The 15,144-nt window shown below is 73.3% G+C and carries 13 protein-coding genes and 1 pseudogene; 5 read left to right on the top strand and 9 right to left on the bottom strand.

The genetic code is table 11. The annotated features are described in order from the left end of the window. Position 1: 1 nt before the first annotated feature. The 6 genes from ENKNEFLB_RS03350 to ENKNEFLB_RS03325 form a co-directional block, all read right to left on the bottom strand. Complete coding sequence (locus ENKNEFLB_RS03350) at positions 2-778, bottom strand: TauD/TfdA dioxygenase family protein (protein ID WP_214057898.1); 777 nt, start codon at positions 776-778, stop codon at positions 2-4. 2 nt (positions 779-780) lie between these two features. Beyond that, positions 781-1,860 (bottom strand): D-alanine--D-alanine ligase family protein, encoded by a 1,080-nt coding sequence (locus ENKNEFLB_RS03345; protein WP_214057897.1) that lies wholly within the window; start codon positions 1,858-1,860, stop codon positions 781-783. A gap of 1 nt (position 1,861) precedes the next feature. Next, positions 1,862-3,166, bottom strand: a complete 1,305-nt coding sequence (locus tag ENKNEFLB_RS03340; protein ID WP_214057896.1) for an ATP-grasp domain-containing protein — start codon at positions 3,164-3,166, stop codon at positions 1,862-1,864. 41 nt (positions 3,167-3,207) lie between these two features. Then, positions 3,208-4,029, bottom strand: a complete 822-nt coding sequence (locus ENKNEFLB_RS03335) for an O-methyltransferase (protein ID WP_214057895.1) — start codon at positions 4,027-4,029, stop codon at positions 3,208-3,210. Then, the gene (locus ENKNEFLB_RS03330) at positions 4,022-5,275 is read right to left on the bottom strand and encodes a sedoheptulose 7-phosphate cyclase (protein ID WP_214057894.1); all 1,254 of its coding nucleotides are present in this window, start codon (positions 5,273-5,275) and stop codon (positions 4,022-4,024) included. The genes ENKNEFLB_RS03335 and ENKNEFLB_RS03330 overlap by 8 nt, the downstream gene beginning before the upstream one ends. 152 nt (positions 5,276-5,427) lie before the next feature. Beyond that, positions 5,428-6,096 (bottom strand): HAD family hydrolase, encoded by a 669-nt coding sequence (locus ENKNEFLB_RS03325; protein WP_214057893.1) that lies wholly within the window; start codon positions 6,094-6,096, stop codon positions 5,428-5,430. 269 nt (positions 6,097-6,365) lie between these two features. Here ENKNEFLB_RS03325 and ENKNEFLB_RS22375 point away from each other — a divergent pair, with 269 nt between their 5' ends. The 4 genes and pseudogenes from ENKNEFLB_RS22375 (at position 6,366) to ENKNEFLB_RS03310 (ending at position 9,734) form a co-directional block, all read left to right on the top strand. Further along, entirely contained in the window at positions 6,366-6,707 is a 342-nt protein-coding gene (locus tag ENKNEFLB_RS22375) for a hypothetical protein (protein ID WP_246535819.1), read from the top strand. 56 nt (positions 6,708-6,763) lie between these two features. Beyond that, positions 6,764-7,255, top strand: a pseudogene (locus tag ENKNEFLB_RS22370) (LOG family protein); the annotation flags it as partial. 161 nt (positions 7,256-7,416) lie between these two features. Beyond that, positions 7,417-8,976, top strand: a complete 1,560-nt coding sequence (locus tag ENKNEFLB_RS03315; protein WP_214057892.1) for an HNH endonuclease signature motif containing protein — start codon at positions 7,417-7,419, stop codon at positions 8,974-8,976. A 515-nt stretch (positions 8,977-9,491) separates the two neighbouring features. Beyond that, on the top strand, positions 9,492-9,734 hold the full coding sequence (locus tag ENKNEFLB_RS03310) for a hypothetical protein (protein WP_214057891.1): 243 nt from the start codon (positions 9,492-9,494) through the stop codon (positions 9,732-9,734). Here the strand turns inward: ENKNEFLB_RS03310 and ENKNEFLB_RS03305 are convergent. From ENKNEFLB_RS03305 to ENKNEFLB_RS03295, 3 genes are all read right to left on the bottom strand, one after another. After that, positions 9,703-11,283, bottom strand: coding sequence for a M28 family peptidase (locus ENKNEFLB_RS03305; protein ID WP_214057890.1), 1,581 nt, complete (start codon positions 11,281-11,283; stop codon positions 9,703-9,705). The genes ENKNEFLB_RS03310 and ENKNEFLB_RS03305 overlap by 32 nt on opposite strands. Before the next feature lie 97 nt (positions 11,284-11,380). Then, a complete protein-coding gene (locus ENKNEFLB_RS03300) occupies positions 11,381-12,187 on the bottom strand; it encodes an SDR family oxidoreductase (protein WP_214057889.1) in 807 nt (268 codons plus the stop codon). Between the two features lie 47 nt (positions 12,188-12,234). Next, positions 12,235-13,620 carry a C1 family peptidase gene (locus ENKNEFLB_RS03295; protein ID WP_214057888.1) on the bottom strand — a complete coding sequence of 462 codons (1,386 nt, stop codon included), beginning with the start codon at positions 13,618-13,620 and terminating at the stop codon, positions 12,235-12,237. 154 nt (positions 13,621-13,774) lie between these two features. Here ENKNEFLB_RS03295 and ENKNEFLB_RS03290 point away from each other — a divergent pair, with 154 nt between their 5' ends. After that, positions 13,775-15,097 (top strand): acetamidase/formamidase family protein, encoded by a 1,323-nt coding sequence (locus tag ENKNEFLB_RS03290; protein ID WP_246535817.1) that lies wholly within the window; start codon positions 13,775-13,777, stop codon positions 15,095-15,097. Positions 15,098-15,144: the final 47 nt, after the last annotated feature.

The raw sequence follows: 15,144 nt of genomic DNA, 5'->3' as shown, positions 1-15,144 counted from the left end.
GTCAGCCCGCGGCGTACGCCCCGACCATCCCGCGGTGCATGACCCGGTCGCCCACGACGCCGGCGTGGTCGGCACGGTGGAGGACGGCGGCGTTGTCCCAGATCACGACGTCGCCGGGCGCCCAGGCGTGGTCGAGGACGTTCTCGGGGCGGGTGGAGTGGGCCAGCAGCGTCGCGACCGTCTCCTCGGTCTCCGCCGGGCTCATCCCGCTGATCGCCGAGCAGCGCTTCGGGCTGGTCAGGTACAGCGCCGGGCGGCCGGTGACCGGGTGCGGGCGGAAGACCGGGTGGTCGGCGGCGGCCTCGTCGTCGGGGCCGAGGTCGACGCCGGTCACCACGTGGGTGATCGTGCGGCCCTCGAGCGTCTCGCACAGGTCGGCCGGCAGCGTCTCGTAGGCGCGGTACTGGTTGGTGAACTGCGTCGCGCCGCCGGCCGCGGGGATGCTCACCGCGCGCAGCGCGGTGTACGCCGGGGGCTGCGCGACGTAGGAGGTGTCGACGTGGAAGTTGCTCACCGGCGGCGTCTCGCGCCCGACGTTGCTGATCAGGTTCAGGTCGGGGTAGCCCTCCAGGGGCGTCTCGCCCGCGGTGAAGGCGAGCTCGCCGAAGCCCTGCAGGAAGGCGAGGAACGCGTCGTCGTCGATCTCCTGGCCGGGCAGCACCGCCACACCGTGCTCGGCGAGCAGCGCGCGCAGCACCGGCCACAGGTCGGCGTCGGGGTGGGTCAGGTCGACGTCGGTGACGCGGACGCCGACGGGCTCGAGGATCTCGGTCTGCATGGTCACTCCTGGGGTCGGGGACGGGCGGCAGGGCTGGCTGGGGGGCTGGTGAGGGCGTCGTCGACGGCGAGGGCGAACAGCCGGTCGAGGTCGATCCCGGCGGCGCCGGCCATCACGGCCACGACGCTGGTGCGGGCGTAGGAGCAGTAGAGGCCGGCCTCGAGGAAGTACGGCTCGCCGTCGGGGTCGACCCGGAAGTCGAAGAGCCCGTAGTGCCGGCAGCCCAACGCGTCGTAGCAGCGCAGCGCGGCCTCCTGCACGCGCGCGACGACGGGGTCGTCGTCGGCCACGATCCAGGCGTGCTCGGCGTCCTTGGCGACCAGGCCGAGCTCTCCGTCCTCGGCGCGACGCAGCTTGTCGGCCTCGTCGCGGATCGGCTTGGTGGTGGCGTCGACGGCGTACTCCTCCAGCGGCAGCGCCACCAGCTCCCCGTCGACGTCGACGACGCCGCAGCGGACCTCGCGGCCGAGCTCGACGTAGGTCTCGACCAGCGCCCGCCGCGCGCCGACGGCGTGCGCGCAGGCGGCCTCGACGGCCGCGGGCAGGTCGGCGGCGTCGCGGACCAGCGTCACGCCCAGGGAGTTGTCGGCGTCGACCGGCTTCACCACGACCGGCAGGTCGAGGGTGACCGCGTCGCCGGGCCGGACGACCTGCGAGGCCGGCACCCGGACGCCACGCGCGCCGACGACCGCCGAGGCGCGGGCCTTGTCGGCGCCCACCGCCATCACGTCGGGGGTGTTGCCGAGGTAGGGCACGCCGAGCAGGTCGAACAGCGCCCGGTAGTGGGTCATCCCGGCCACGCAGAACATCTGCGGCACCATCACGTCGGGCGCGAGCGCGGCGATGCGGGCGACGGCACCGGGCAGGTCGGTCGGCTCCGCGGCGTCGATCGCGGCTGCGGACAGGTCGGCCGGGAAGCGCCACCGGCCGTCGGGGGTCACGTAGGCGACGTGGAACTCGTACCGCTCCCCCGCGGTGGCCTCGAGGCAGTCGGCGGCGTAGAGCCGGGAGACGTCGGCGTAGAAGTCGCTGGTCGACGAGCCCGCGAGGTGCAGCACGGTGACGGCGGTCGGCTCGGTCATCTCAGTCCCCCGCCGGCTCGACGAGCTTGCCGATGTTGAGGTCGATCTTCAGCCACGGCCGCAGCCGGACCAGGTTGCCGAGCAGCAGCGCCGGCACGTGCACGTGGTGCAGCCACCAGAACGGCACCGGGTCGGCGGCGTCGAAGACGGCGTCCCGCCCGCCGCGCAGGGTGCGCAGCCGGCCCGGCAGCGACCGCGGGTGCCGCAGCCCGAGGTAGAGCTCGTGGTAGGTCCAGTACGTCGGGCGCGCGCCGACCGGCTCCAGGGCGGGCGCCCCGGCCGGGGCGTCCTCGAGGTACGCCGCGGCGAGCCCCGGGTGGCCGTCCAGCAGCGTGATCGCGGAGTGCGTGCGGGGGTTGCACTCGATCGCCCGCACGACGCCGTCGGCGTCCTCGATGAAGTCCAGCGAGACCTGCCCGGTGAAGCCCTCGCCCTGCGCGGCCACGAAGGTCTCGACCCACGCCCGGATGCCGGGGTGGTCGACGTGGTCGTAGGTCAGCTGCCAGGCCGAGGACCGGCAGCAGACGTGCATTTGGAGCCGGCCGTCGCGGACGGTGCCGTGGGTGCAGTACTCCGTGCCCTCGACGAACTCCTGGAGGATCCACGGCTGCTCGGGCGAGATCGGCAGCGAGCGGACGAACGCCTCGGTCTCGGCGCGGGTGGGGCGCGGCAGCAGGGTCAGGTCGAGGCGGCGCACGGGGTCGTACGGGATGGACTTGAGGATGTAGGGCCGCGGCCGGCCGGCGAGGTCGAGGTCCAGCACCTGCTGGGGGTCGGTGATCCGGTACGAGTCCGGCACGGCCAGGCCGGCGGCCACCGCGGCCTCGGCGAAGGACGCCTTGTCGTCGACCATCCGCAGGTCGGCGGGGCCGAGGTGGACGACCTCGCAGCCGACCGCCTCCAGGTCCGCGCGCACGTCGGCGTCGGCGATGCTGGAGGCCGGGCTGCACACCGGGACGTAGACGTCGGCGCCCTCGCTGCGGGCGACCTCGACGAGCGCCGCGGCGTACGCCGGGTCCGTCTCGTGGGGCACGACCCGGAAGGCGTCCACGGCGCGGGAGAACCGGTGCGCGGTCAGCCGGTAGCGGCCGGACTCCACCAGCACCACGCGGTGGCCGGCGGCGTGGAAGGCCCGGGCCAGGACCAGCGACTTCGACATTTTCCCGCCGCTGACCAGGACCGTGCGGCGCTGCGCCGCCGGCGCGGGCTCGGCGCGTCGCCGGCGCAGCAGGGCCGCGGCGGTCACGACGGAGTCGACCGGGAGCGTCGCCTGCAGCAGCGCGAGCGCCCCCAGCGTCCGGCCCACGGTCCGGCCCCGTGTGCGTGCCGCCGTCGTCACCCGCACCCTCAGACCCGTCGCAGCAGGGTGACGCCGTCGCGCAGCGGCACCAGCACCTGCTCGACCCGCGGGTCGGCGGCCACCCGCTCGTTGAACGCCGCCACCGCCCGGCCGTTGGCCGACCCGGCCGTCGCCGCCCAGGGCTCGCCCTGCAGCAGGGTGTTGTCGACGCAGACCACGCCGCCGTCGGCGAGCAGCCCCGGGTCGTCCGGACCGGTGCCGAGCACGGCGTCGAGGTAGCCGGCGTACCCGGGCTTGTCGGCGTCGACGAAGACCAGGTCGAAGAGCGCGCCGTCGTCGGCGAGCCGGACGAGGGTGTCGGCGGCGGGGCCGACCTCGACGGTGATCCGCTCGCCGGCCTCGGAGGAGGCGAAGCAGTCCTGGGCGAAGGCCGCGGTGGCCGGGTCGAGCTCGCAGGCCACGACGCTGCCGCCGGCACCGACCGCCTCGGCCATGGTCAGCGCGGAGTAGCCGGTGAACATGCCGACCTCGAGCACCCGACGGGCCCGGGTGGCGTGCACCAGGAAGGCCAGGAAGCGGCCCTCGACGTGCCCCGAGAGCATCTCCTGCTCCAGCACCAGGCCGGCCTGCTCGGTGCGGGTGCCCCAGTCGGCCTGGCGGGTCCGCGTCTCGAGCGCCTCGAGCGCCGGCGAGGCCGGGCTGGTGACCGCCGCGACGTACGGGTCGAGGCCGGCGACCAGCGACGTGGCCCGGGCCAGGTCGGCCCGGACGTCGTCGCCGACGCCGTCCACCCCGGCCAGGCGCTTCTCCACCTGCTCCAGCAGGTCGGCGGCGATGCCCAGCGGCGTGACCGGACGCGGGTCAGGCACTGGCGGCCTCGGGCAGCTCGGGGACCTGCGGGCCGACCTTCTCGCTCGAGGTGTACTGGTCGACGCCCTCACCGCCGCGCGGGTAGCCCGCGGCGACGCGCTTGTGCTCGGCCAGGATCGTGGCGAGCTCCTCGGTCGTGAGGTCGTTGACGAAGTGGCAGGTGCCGATCGGGCGCGGCACGGCCGCGCGCAGCTTGCCGTCGCGGGTCTGCAGGATCGACGCCGTGGCCCGCTCGACGAGCTCGGCGGTGAAGTACGGGCTGTCGATCGCTAGGCCGAGCTGGCTGAAGAGCGCCAGCACGCGGTCGCGGTCGGCGGTGGTGATGTAGCCGCGCTGCTCGGCGATGGTGGCCGAGAACGCCATGTCGACGGCGATCGCGTGGCCGTGGAAGAGGGGCGGCTCGGGCGTGAGCTCGAGCGTGGGGCTCCAGGTGTGGCCGTAGGCGATCACCCGGTCCAGGTCCAGCTCGTGCAGGTTCGGGACCTCGAGCTCGAGCATGGTGCGGATCGCGTCGTAGGTGATCGAGTCCGACACCTCGCGCAGGTGCTCGGCGCCCTCGGCGTACCCGAAGGCGCTGTGCAGCAGCTCGTCGCCGTACTTCTCCAGCGACTCGAAGATGCCGGCGTGGGAGACGGTCGCGATCTTGATGATCTCGGCGATGCCGTTGCGGACCTGGTCGGTCGGCAGCGTCTGGAGCAGCGAGAAGTCGAGGAAGACCTTCTTCGAGGCGTGGTAGGCGCCGAGGCGGTTCTTGAACTTGCCGTGGTTGGCGCCGACCTTGATCGAGACGCTGGCGTCGATCAGCCCGATCAGGGTGGTCGGGATGCGCACGTAGTCGGTGGTGCGCTTGTAGGAGGCGCACGCGAAGCCGGCCACGTCGGTGGTGAGGCCGCCGCCGACGACCAGGACCTGCTCCTTGCGCAGCAGGCCGAAGTCGCTGAAGGAGTCGACGATGTCCTCGAGCGTGCGCAGCGACTTGGCGGTCTCGGCGATCCGGACCTCCACGACGGTGAGGTCGATGCCGTGGTGGTCGAAGTACGCCTGCGCGCGCTCGCCGTGCAGGGCCTGGACCTGCTCGTCGATCACCATCAGGCAGCGCCCGAAGGGGCGGAAGGTGTCGGCGAGCTCGGGGCGCGCCGGGTCGAAGACGTGGGGCGTGAGGAGCAGCGAGTAGTCGATCTTCTCGTAGGCCTCGACGTGGAAGGCGTTCTCGGTGGCCTCGAGCCGGGCCTGGGGGTCGCTCATGATGATCTCCTGTGGCCCACACGGGCCGGACTGGGTGCGGTGGAGCAGTGCGGTGGGGCGGCAGGGGTACATCAGGGTCGTGCTGTCGGATCGTACGAGGGCCCCACCACCCCTCCGCCGGAGCGGACGGGGCGAGGGGCGGTGGGACGGGCTCAGGACGCGGCGAGGTACTCCTGCAGGTCCACCAGGGTCAGCTGCTCGAGCCGGCCCGACGCCGCGGAGAAGTCGTGGCCGGCGGTGTTCTCGTTGGGGAACGCCACCGAGGCGACCCCGGCGGCGTTGGCGGCCTGGACGCCGCCGACGTTGTCCTCGACCGCGACGCACGCGCCCGGCTCCTCGCCGAGCTGCTGCAGCGCGTAGCGGTAGGCGGCCGGGTCGGGCTTGGAGGCGTCGACCTGGGAGGCGTCGACGACGAGGTCCAGGCCGGACAGGTCGAGGTGCGCGGCCAGCGCGCGGCCCAGGGCGTCGATGTTGTCGCGCGAGGTGGTGGTGACCAGGGCGACCTTGGTGCCGGCCTCCTGCGCCTGGCGGATCGTCTCCACCACGCCGTCGCGCGGCGCGATGTCGGCCTCGGCCAGCGCGGCCTGGTAGAGCTCGGACTTCGTGGCGTGGACGGCGGCGGCGTCGACGTCCTGCCCGCGCTCGCGGGCGTAGTCGGCGACGCGGTCCTTGCCGCCGTTGCCCTGGAGCAGGCCGCGGTACTCCTCCTGGCCCCACTCCCAGTCGAGGCCGTGCTGGGCGAAGGCCCGGTTGAAGGCGTCGCGCTGGATCTCGGAGGTGTCGGCGAGCGTGCTGATGGAGCCGAGGAGGAGGGCGGTCATGGGTGTCCTGTCGTCGCGTGGAAGTGGGGGCGCCGCCGGAGCGGCCCGCGAACGGGGCCGACGTGCCGTGGCGCCATGACGACCTTGCCAGGACCCCCCGGGGCGGGGACCCTCCGCACGGGTGGGCGCGGGTGCCCGGGCGAACGGATGGTGGACGGGACCTGAACGGGGCATGATCCGGCGGGTGCCTCCGTCCTCCGTCCTCCCCCTCGTCGCGTGGCGGTCGACGGTCGCCCTCAGCGGCCTGCTCGGCGTGGTGCTGGCGCCTGGTGGCGCTGGCCTACCTGCCGATGCAGAACGGCAACCTGCTCAGCGCGTGGTCGCTGCTCGAGCACGTCGTCACGCCCGTCCTGGTCGTCCTCGACTACGTCCTGGTCGGTCGCCGGCGCACGGTCGCGCCGTGGTGGCACCCGCTGACCTGGACGTTCGCGCCGCTGGTCTACCTCGCCTGGTACGTCTCCGCCGACCTCGCCGTCTACGACGCCCTCGACCCGGCCCGGCCGCTGCTGATGACCGGACAGGTCCTGGTGCTGGGAGCGGTCCTGGTCGGCTGCGGGTACGCGCTGGTGGCGGTCGGGCGGCGCCCGGCGCGTCGTACGGTGGCCGCGTGAGGAGCGTCTGCGTGTTCTCGGGGTCCGCGTCGGGATGACGACCGGAGTACGCCGCCGCGGCGACCGCCCTCGGCGGCGAGCTCGCCGCCCGCGGGCTGCGCCTGGTGTACGGCGGGGCCCGCGTCGGGCTGATGGGCGCCGTCGCCGACGGCGCGCTGGCCGGGGGCGGCGAGGTGGTCGGCGTCATCCCCCAGGGTCTGGCCGACCGCGAGGTCGCCCACGACGGCCTCACCGACCTGCGCGTCGTCGGCAGCATGCACGAGCGCAAGGCGCTGATGACCGAGCTGTCCGACGGTGTCGTCGCGCTCCCCGGCGGGCTGGGCACCCTCGACGAGCTCTTCGAGTCCCTCACCTGGGCCCAGCTCGGCCTGCACGGGCTGGAGCGCAAGCCGGTCGGCTTGCTGGACACCGGGGCGTACTGGTCCCCGCTGCTGGCTCTGGTCGAGCACACCGTGGACGAGGGCTTCGTCGGCCGCGACCGCCTCGACCACCTCCTCCGCGTCGGGGACCCCGCCACCCTGCTCGACCTGATGGCCGCCCGCGCCTGAGGTCGCCGCCGCCCGCCGAGGAGGGAGCACCCCACCGGTGGTCGAGGAGCGAGCGTCGGCCCCGGTGGTCGAGGAGGGAGCGACAGCGAGCGTCTCGAGACCCCCTCCACAACCCCCAGATCCAGCTAGCGTTCGAACGCGTGTTCGAGTATACTGGATGCATGACCACCACCGCCGACGACGACAGCACCGGGCCCGACCCGACGCTCGACGTTGACGTGCAGGTGGAGGTGGAGGCGGTGATGTCACCCGACCCCTCGTTCTGGGAATGGGTCCACGCACTCGACACCACACGCGAGACCACCCGCGTCGAGGCACTCGCGGTGGTCAAGAACGCCAAGGCCGTGCAAGCCGCAGCCGACGTCGCGGTCCTCCAATCAATCGTGGACTGGTGCGTGGCCAACGAGGCCCTCACCGACGACGAAGCGATGTGGATCGCCGGGTACGGCGACCACGGCCTGACCCTCGGCGGGACCGGCTGCCCCCTGGTCCGCGAGTCCGCGGTCATCGAGCTGTCCGCCGTGCTGGGTGTCTCGACCCGGTCCGGTGCGAACCAGGTCGCGATCACGCTCGAGCTGCGCTACCGGCTACCCCGGTTGTGGGAACGCGTCACCTCCGGCGCGTGTCCGGTGTGGCGGGCCCGCCAGGTCGCAGAGAAGACCATGAGCCTGTGCGAGGACGGCGCCGCCGAGGTCGACCGCCTCGTCGCCCCCTTCGCGCACGCCCTCTCCTACGCCCAGCTGACCCGGATCACCGACGAAGCACTCCTACGCTGGGACCCTGAGGCGGCCGAAGAGAAGCGGAAAGCCGCCGCTGACGGCAGGTACTGCCGCATCGGCCTGAGCGAGCACGTCGATGGCACGGTGCAGCTCGACGCCGGCCTCGACCTCGCCGACGCGATCGCCCTCGAAGCAGCCGTCAGCGACCGGGCGAAGACCCTCGCCGCCGACGGATCCACCGACTCGTTGGACGTCCGCCGCTCCCAGGCCCTCGGCTCCCTCGCCCTCGGCGAACAGACCCTCCCCGACAACAACACCGACACCGCGACCAGCACCGGGAAGGCGTCACCGGCGACCGGCAAGCACCTGGTGCTGTACGCCCACATCCCCGGCGCCGTCTTCAACCCGCTGTTCTGCACCACCAGCCCCACCAGCGCGTCCCAGCTCTCCCGCCTGGACCACCGCCACCCAGCGAAGGGCCCGATCACCACCGCCCAGGTCCGCCAGTGGGCCCACACCGCCGCCAGCATCACCATCCGGCCCGTCATCGACCTCGCCGAGACGATCCATTGCGACTCCTACGAGTGCTCCGACCGCCTCAAGGAACAGACCGCCCTGCGCGATCTGACGTGCGTGTTCCCCTGGTGCACCAACCCGGCCGTCTTCGCCGACATGGACCACGTCATCCCCCACCCCGACGGCCCCACCGAGACAGGCAACGTCGCCCCCGCCTGCCGCCAGCACCACCGCGCCAAGACCCACATGGGATGGAACTACGACGTCCTCGGACCCGGGCTCTACCTCTGGCGGAGTCCCGCCGGCCAGCGGTACCTCAGATCCCACGCCGGGACCCACCCCCTCGACGAGCTCCCACCAGGGCCACCACCCGACCCACTGCCCGAGCAACCCGACACCACCCCGTACCAGGCACCGCCCCCGGTACCGGACGATCCCGACGGCGCCGCCGAGCCTCCACCCCGAAACGACACCCCACCCTTCTGACCCACCACTCAGCAGCACCCGTACCGCCGGACCGGCCACGCCCACCGGCGGTACCGGCACGCCCAGGCCCCCTCACCCCCGTCGATGGGTGATCTGCACACACCAGATGCATGCAGATCACACGTCGACCGACCACCGGCCCTGGTCTCGAGACGCTCGCTGCGCTCGCTCCTCGACCACCGGTGACACTGGCGCTCGCTCCTCGACCACCGAGTCCGCCCGCACGAGCGCTCACCCCGCGTCGACCTGTCGTCGAGGTTCACGAGCGCCCTCCCGGGACGCACCGCGGGGCTGGCGGGCGAGCGGGCCAGGCGCGGAAACTCGATCTTCAGCACGTCCAGGCCCTGCTGGATGTCGTTGCTGTCGATGTGGCCGCGGCACCAGTAGGCCGACCAGGAGCCGCCGAGCACGAGGCGCTCGTCCGAGATCGGACCACGGGCGAACCAGCCGATCTCACGGGGCTTGGCGGCGTTGGTGAGGTTCCACGCCGAGATGCCGCCCTGGGTGCGGTGACGATGGCCGACGACGTCGCGGTCGTCGGCGGCGCCCTCCAGGTCTCCGAGCTGGCCCTCGACGTGTCGTCCGGCCAGTCCGCCGAGGTCGCCCGGATGCGCGACCTGCTCCGCACCCTCCGACGTCGGCGCCGCAGGAAGGGGAACGGCCCCGGGACCGTGGTCCCGGGGCCGTCCTGTCGTGCGTGCTGTCGTGCTGTGGTGCCCGGCCGGGTCAGCGGCGGGCGGCGTCGCTGCGCGGCGTGAACGCCCGCGAGGTGCGCTCGTAGTCCGCGTTCAGCGCCCTGGTGCTCGCCCCGTACCGGGCCGTGACGTCGGCCATGGCGTTGGTGAACTGGTTCACCGCGCGCATGCTGATGTTGTTGATGTCGTCGCAGGCCTGGTGGTAGCAGGCGTCGTACGCCTCGCCGGCGGTGCCGCCGAACAGCGCGGCCTCCTCGTCGGTCTTGACGCCCTCGGCGCCGCTGAACAGGCCACCGGCGGGGATGCCCTCGGCGATGAACGGGCCGTAGTCGCTGCGACCGTTGAACTCGGTCGGGGCGGAGGTCAGGCCCTTGCCGCGGAAGTGCGTGCGGAAGGACTTCTCGATGGCCGCGGAGCCGGCCGGGCCCACCGGGCCGCCGGCGGAGCCGTCACCGTCGTAGACGAACCGGACGAAGTTCGGCGAGCCGATCATGTCGAAGTTCAGGTACATCCGGATGTCGGCCAGCGCGCCCGGGTTGTCGGCCTTCAGGTCGCTGACGTAGTGGTCCGAGCCGAACAGGCCCTGCTCCTCGGCACCCCACCAGGCGAAGCGGACGGTGTTGCGGAAGGAGCCGCGCTCGGCGGCGGCCTCGGCCAGCTCCAGCAGGCCGGCGGAGCCGGAGCCGTTGTCGTTGATGCCGGCCCCCTCGGCGACGCTGTCCAGGTGGGCGCCGGCCATCACGACGTTGCCGCCGTTGCCGGACCGCGTCTCGGCCACGACGTTCCAGGTGCGGGCGTTCTCGGAGGTGGCGTCGACCGCGATCCGCGCGACGGTGCCGGCGTCGGCCAGGTCGAGCCCGGTGGCGTAGCTCGCGCCGACGGCCGGGACGTAGTCGCCCGGTCCGCCCAGGGTCCCGGCGACGACGCCGTCCTCGCCCTCGGTGCCGCGGTTGAATACGATCGCGCCGGCGGCGCCGGCCTCGGTGGCGTTGGCCACCTTGACGGCGAACGCACAGGTGCCGCGCTGCATCAGCGCGATCGCGCCGTCGGGGAAGGTCGCGAAGTCGTCGACCTCGCAGCCGCTGGTCGAGGTCGCGCTCGGGCTGAGGTCGGTGTCGACGACGACGACCTCGGCCGAGACCTCGCCAGAGCCGGAGTAGTCCATCACCGTGAAGTCCTCGTCGGCCACGTAGGTGGTCGGGTCCGGCGAGACCTGCTCGAGCTCGGTCGGGGCGTTCTCGCGGAACACGTCGACGAAGAACGGCTGCACCTGCGGCCGGTAGCCGGCGTTGCGCAGCTGGCTGACGACGTAGTCCTTGCTGGCCTGGTAGCCGGGGGTGCCGGTGGAGCGGTTGCCGCCGTTGGCGTCGGAGATGGCCTGCAGGCGCAGCATGTGCTCGCGCACGCCCTGCGGCGTGGTCGCGCGCTGCAGCTGCCGCGAGAGCCGGTCGACGGTCGGACCTGCCTTGCGGTCCGCGGACGCGCCCGGCTTCTTCTCCGCGGCGGTGGCCGCTGACAGGCCGGTGGCCCCGGCTGCGGTGGCGCCGAGGACCAGGCCGAGGGCCAGGCCGCCGGCGCCGAGCCGGCGACGGGTGGTGGGACGTGAGGACACGATGGTGCTCCCGAGGTGTTCTGGCCCCGAGCCGATCGGCGGGGCGGTTGCCGCAGAGTAGGGCGCGCCGCCGACCGTGGCAATGGTCGCCGGCGGGTCAGTGACCGCCGCCGAGACGCTGGTTGACCACCCGGGTCAACCAGCCCGGCGAGAACCGCGAGCCGAGGGAGAGTGCCCGGGTCTGCAGCCCGACCGGGAAGTGCACCTGGTGGATGGCCGCGCGCGGGCGGCTGGGGTGGACCGCGGCCCACACGGCGTCGGCGACCTCCTGGGGGCCGAGCCGGATCCCCAGCGACGAGGTCGTCCCGGTCTTCAGCGTCGTGGTCATCGCGGTCTGCACGAACAGCGGCCACATCGCCACGACGCGCACCCCGTGCCGACCCCACTCCAGGTCGAGGGCCTCGGTCAGCCCGCGGACGTAGAACTTGGTGGCGCTGTAGTTGGCGAGCTCGGGCTGGCCGTAGATCGCGGAGGCCGAGGCCATGTTGACCACGGTCGCCCGGCCGTGGGCGGCCGCGGTCGTCCGCAGGTGCTCGAAGCCGGCGTGACAGCCGTTCAGCACGCCGCCGACGTTGATGTCGACCTCGCGGCGGTGCCGCTCGACGTCCTGGTCGGCGAACCAGCCGCCGACCAGCACCCCGGCGTTGTTCACCAGCACGTCGAGGCGCCCGGTGGCCCCGACGAGGGAGTCGACGGCCCCGGCGAAGGCGGCCGCGTCGGTGACGTCGAGCCGGCCCGTACGCACGGTGCCGCCCAGCCCCTCGACCTCGGTCGCCAGCGTGGCCAGTCCGGCCTCGTCGACGTCGTACGCCCCGACCGTCCAGCCCTGCCGGGCGAAGGTGAGGGCGACGGCGCGGCCGATGCCGGCGGCGGCCCCGGTGACCAGGACGGTGGGTTGGCTCATGGGGAGGTCCTACCAGACCCGACCCGTCGGTGCACAGATGTCCACCGTTACCCCTGGCGGGCGAGGGCCCCCATCGGGTCCCACGCCGGGAGCACCAGCGGCTCCTGGTCGAGGGCCGCGCGCAGGTCGGCCGGCAGCGCGTCGCGGCGGACCGCGATCTCGAAGACGTACTCGCCGAACCACGAGTCGTTCATGGTCCAGAAGCCCTTGTCGGCCTTGTCGGTGCCCCACGAGTTCTCCACCCGCCACCGGCGGGCCGTGGGCCCGTCGGGTCCGTCGACCACGTCCACCCCGGTCAGCAGCATCGCGTGCGTCATCGCGGTGGCGTGGTGGTGCAGCCGGTCGGCCTTGGTCATCGTCGTGGTGGACCCGTAGAGCGCGTCGTAGTCGAAGAGCGCGGCGTCCCAGTAGCCGTTCTCCGCCTCGCGCATCGGCTCGACGTCGCAGCCGAACCACACCGGCTCGCCCGGCTCGGCCTGGTCCCCCTCACCGCCGTCACGTCCGACGATCGCCTCCATCGCCAGCCGCTTCAGCACGTCCATCTCGACGTTGAGGTAGACCACCGGCGGGGCGCCGACGACGTTGCCGAGGTGCTCGACGGTGAAGGTGCGGCCGTACGGGCTGCTCGCGCGCGGGTCGTGGACGAGGCAGACGTACTCCTCCAGCGGCACGGTGACGTAGCGCCGGGCGAACTCCTGCGGGGTCAGCTCGCCGTCGCGGTGGAAGGTCTTGTCGCTGTCGCGCCACTGCCAGGTGAAGCTGGTGGGCGGCGTGCCGAGGTGCAGGCACAGCATCCGGTGGACGACCTCGAGCACGTCGGCCTTGGCCTGGGCCAGGGCGGCGGCGTCGGCCCCGTCCGCGGCGGCGCCGCGCAGGTCGCGGGCGGCCTGGCGCAGGACGGTGGCGAGGTCGCGGTTGAGCTGGCGGGTGGAGGACGACGAGACGGTCTCCGGCATGGCCGACTGCGGCACGAGGCCGTGCTTGGCGACCAGCGCCAGGAACATGTTCCACTGCCCGCCGTCCTCGGTCGGCGCCGACAGCAGGTGCGCCACGGTGCGGTCGTCGACGTCGCGGTCGGCGGTGGCCAGCACCGACTCCAGCCAGTGGTTGGCCTTCTCCAGCTTGTCCCAGAACAGCGGGTAGCTCTGGCTGAGCTCGAGCTCCTTCACCCCCAGCCGCCGGGCCGCACCGACGCGCAGCAGGTTGAGCCCGGCGAACATCCAGCAGCGGCCCGTCTGCTTCTGGTTGGTCGCCGCCCAGTCGTCGAGCTGGTGGCTCATCGTCCGGTCGATCGACCGGGCCAGCTGGTGGTCCAGGGCGACCTGGTCGACCTGGTTGCGGGTGACGGCGTTCTGCAGCAGCCGGTGCCGCGGGTCGGCGTCGAGCTCCATGGTCAGCCGCTCCACCAGGTCCGGGGTGATCTCACGCTCCATGCGTCGCACAGTACGCCGCGCGGCACCGTCGTCGGAGGGGCCCCGTCGAGCGGCAACCGCGCCGACGCGGGGACGGAACACGTCGGCAACACGACGCTGGTGGTCTGGACCACCGCACGACCCACCACGCTCGTACCGACCCCCAGGAGACCCCGTGCCGTCCGTCCACCACCTCCACGCCGCCGACCACGACGAGCTCGCCCGCTCCCTCGGCTCCCTGCTCGGGCGCCGCGCCCTGCTGCGCGCCTCCGCCGGCGGCGCGCTCGCCGGCGGTGCCCTGGCCGGGGGCGCCGGCGCCGCCTCGGCCGCTCCCGGCAAGCCCGGTAAGGGCCCCGGGAAGGGCCCCGGGAAGGGCCCCGGCAAGGGCAGGGCCGGCATCCTGCAGCCGGGCACCGGCCGGACCCCCGGCCGCTACGTCCCCGCGAAGGCCGACGAGGTGCTGTGGGGACGGCTGCCGAACCGCGACAGCACGCCGATCGCGCGCGTCCGCAGCGGCTCGGTCGTCACCCTCGACACGATCAGCCACGAGGGTCTGCTGGAGGACCAGGGCCAGGACCCGCGGGCGTACTTCGCCGACCAGGGGGTGCCGCGCCGCCAGGTGCTCGACGACGCGATCGAGGTCGCCGCCAGGACGCCGCACGACGGCCCCGGGCCGCACGTGGTCACCGGCCCGGTCGCGGTGCGGGGCGCCCGTCCCGGTGACGTGCTGAAGATCGAGGTGCTGCGGCTGCAGCTGCGGGTGCCGTACGGCGTCATCTCCAACCGGCACGGCAAGGGCGCGCTGCCCGGGGAGTACCCCGAGCAGTTCGTCGGCGACCCCGGTGCCGAGCCGTACTTCAACCAGGGCGGCAACATCAGCGTCTTCACCCGCGTCGACGGGGAGCGTGCGCGGCTGCCCGGGCCGGTGCCGGTCGGGTTCCCGCTGGCGCCGTTCATGGGGATGATGGGCGTCGCCCGCGACACCTCGGCCCTGGTCGACTCGGTGCCGCCGACCGACGCCGGCGGCAACATCGACATCAACGACCTGCAGGTCGGCTCGACGCTCTACCTGCCCGTGCAGGTCGCCGGGGCGATGTTCTTCAGCGGCGACCCGCACATGGCGCAGGGCGACGGCGAGGTCGCGCTCACCGCGATGGAGGGCTCCCTGCGACCGACCTTCCGGTTGAGCGTGGTCGAGAAGGGCACCCGTGGCGCGCCCTCGCCCGCCTTCGACGGGCCGTTCGCCGAGACGCAGCGGCACTGGGTGCCGATCGGGCTGTCCGACCCCGACGGCCCCGAGAACGGCGGCAACGAGACCAGCCTGGACGTGGCGATGAAGGCGGCGGTGCGTCAGGCGATGGCGTTCCTCACCGAGGACGTGGGCCTCGCCGGCCCGGTCGCGTACGCCTACCTCTCCGCCGCTGCCGACTTCCAGTGCTCGCAGGTGGTGAACCGGACGACCGGGATCCACGCGCTGATCCGCAAGAGCGACCTCTAAGGGGGCGTCCGGCCCGCCGGCTGCGTCGGACGTGCGTCAGACGCGCG

The organism is Nocardioides aquaticus (assembly GCF_018459925.1).
In the GTDB taxonomy this organism is placed as follows: domain Bacteria; phylum Actinomycetota; class Actinomycetes; order Propionibacteriales; family Nocardioidaceae; genus Nocardioides; species Nocardioides aquaticus.
The sequence above is the reverse complement of the archived record's forward strand: the minus strand, read 5'-3'. Positions and strand labels throughout refer to the sequence as shown.

What these genes read in the sequence shown, in the direction of transcription:
- ENKNEFLB_RS03300 (WP_214057889.1), bottom strand. Translation starts at nt 12,187, where the DNA reads ATGAGCCAACCCACCGTCCTGGTCACCGGGGCCGCCGCCGGCATCGGC.
- ENKNEFLB_RS03345 (WP_214057897.1), bottom strand. Translation starts at nt 1,860, where the DNA reads ATGACCGAGCCGACCGCCGTCACCGTGCTGCACCTCGCGGGCTCGTCG.
- ENKNEFLB_RS03295 (WP_214057888.1), bottom strand. Translation starts at nt 13,620, where the DNA reads ATGGAGCGTGAGATCACCCCGGACCTGGTGGAGCGGCTGACCATGGAG.
- ENKNEFLB_RS03315 (WP_214057892.1), top strand. Translation starts at nt 7,417, where the DNA reads ATGACCACCACCGCCGACGACGACAGCACCGGGCCCGACCCGACGCTC.
- ENKNEFLB_RS03330 (WP_214057894.1), bottom strand. Translation starts at nt 5,275, where the DNA reads ATGAGCGACCCCCAGGCCCGGCTCGAGGCCACCGAGAACGCCTTCCAC.
- ENKNEFLB_RS03350 (WP_214057898.1), bottom strand. Translation starts at nt 778, where the DNA reads ATGCAGACCGAGATCCTCGAGCCCGTCGGCGTCCGCGTCACCGACGTC.
- ENKNEFLB_RS03325 (WP_214057893.1), bottom strand. Translation starts at nt 6,096, where the DNA reads ATGACCGCCCTCCTCCTCGGCTCCATCAGCACGCTCGCCGACACCTCC.
- ENKNEFLB_RS03310 (WP_214057891.1), top strand. Translation starts at nt 9,492, where the DNA reads ATGGCCGACGACGTCGCGGTCGTCGGCGGCGCCCTCCAGGTCTCCGAG.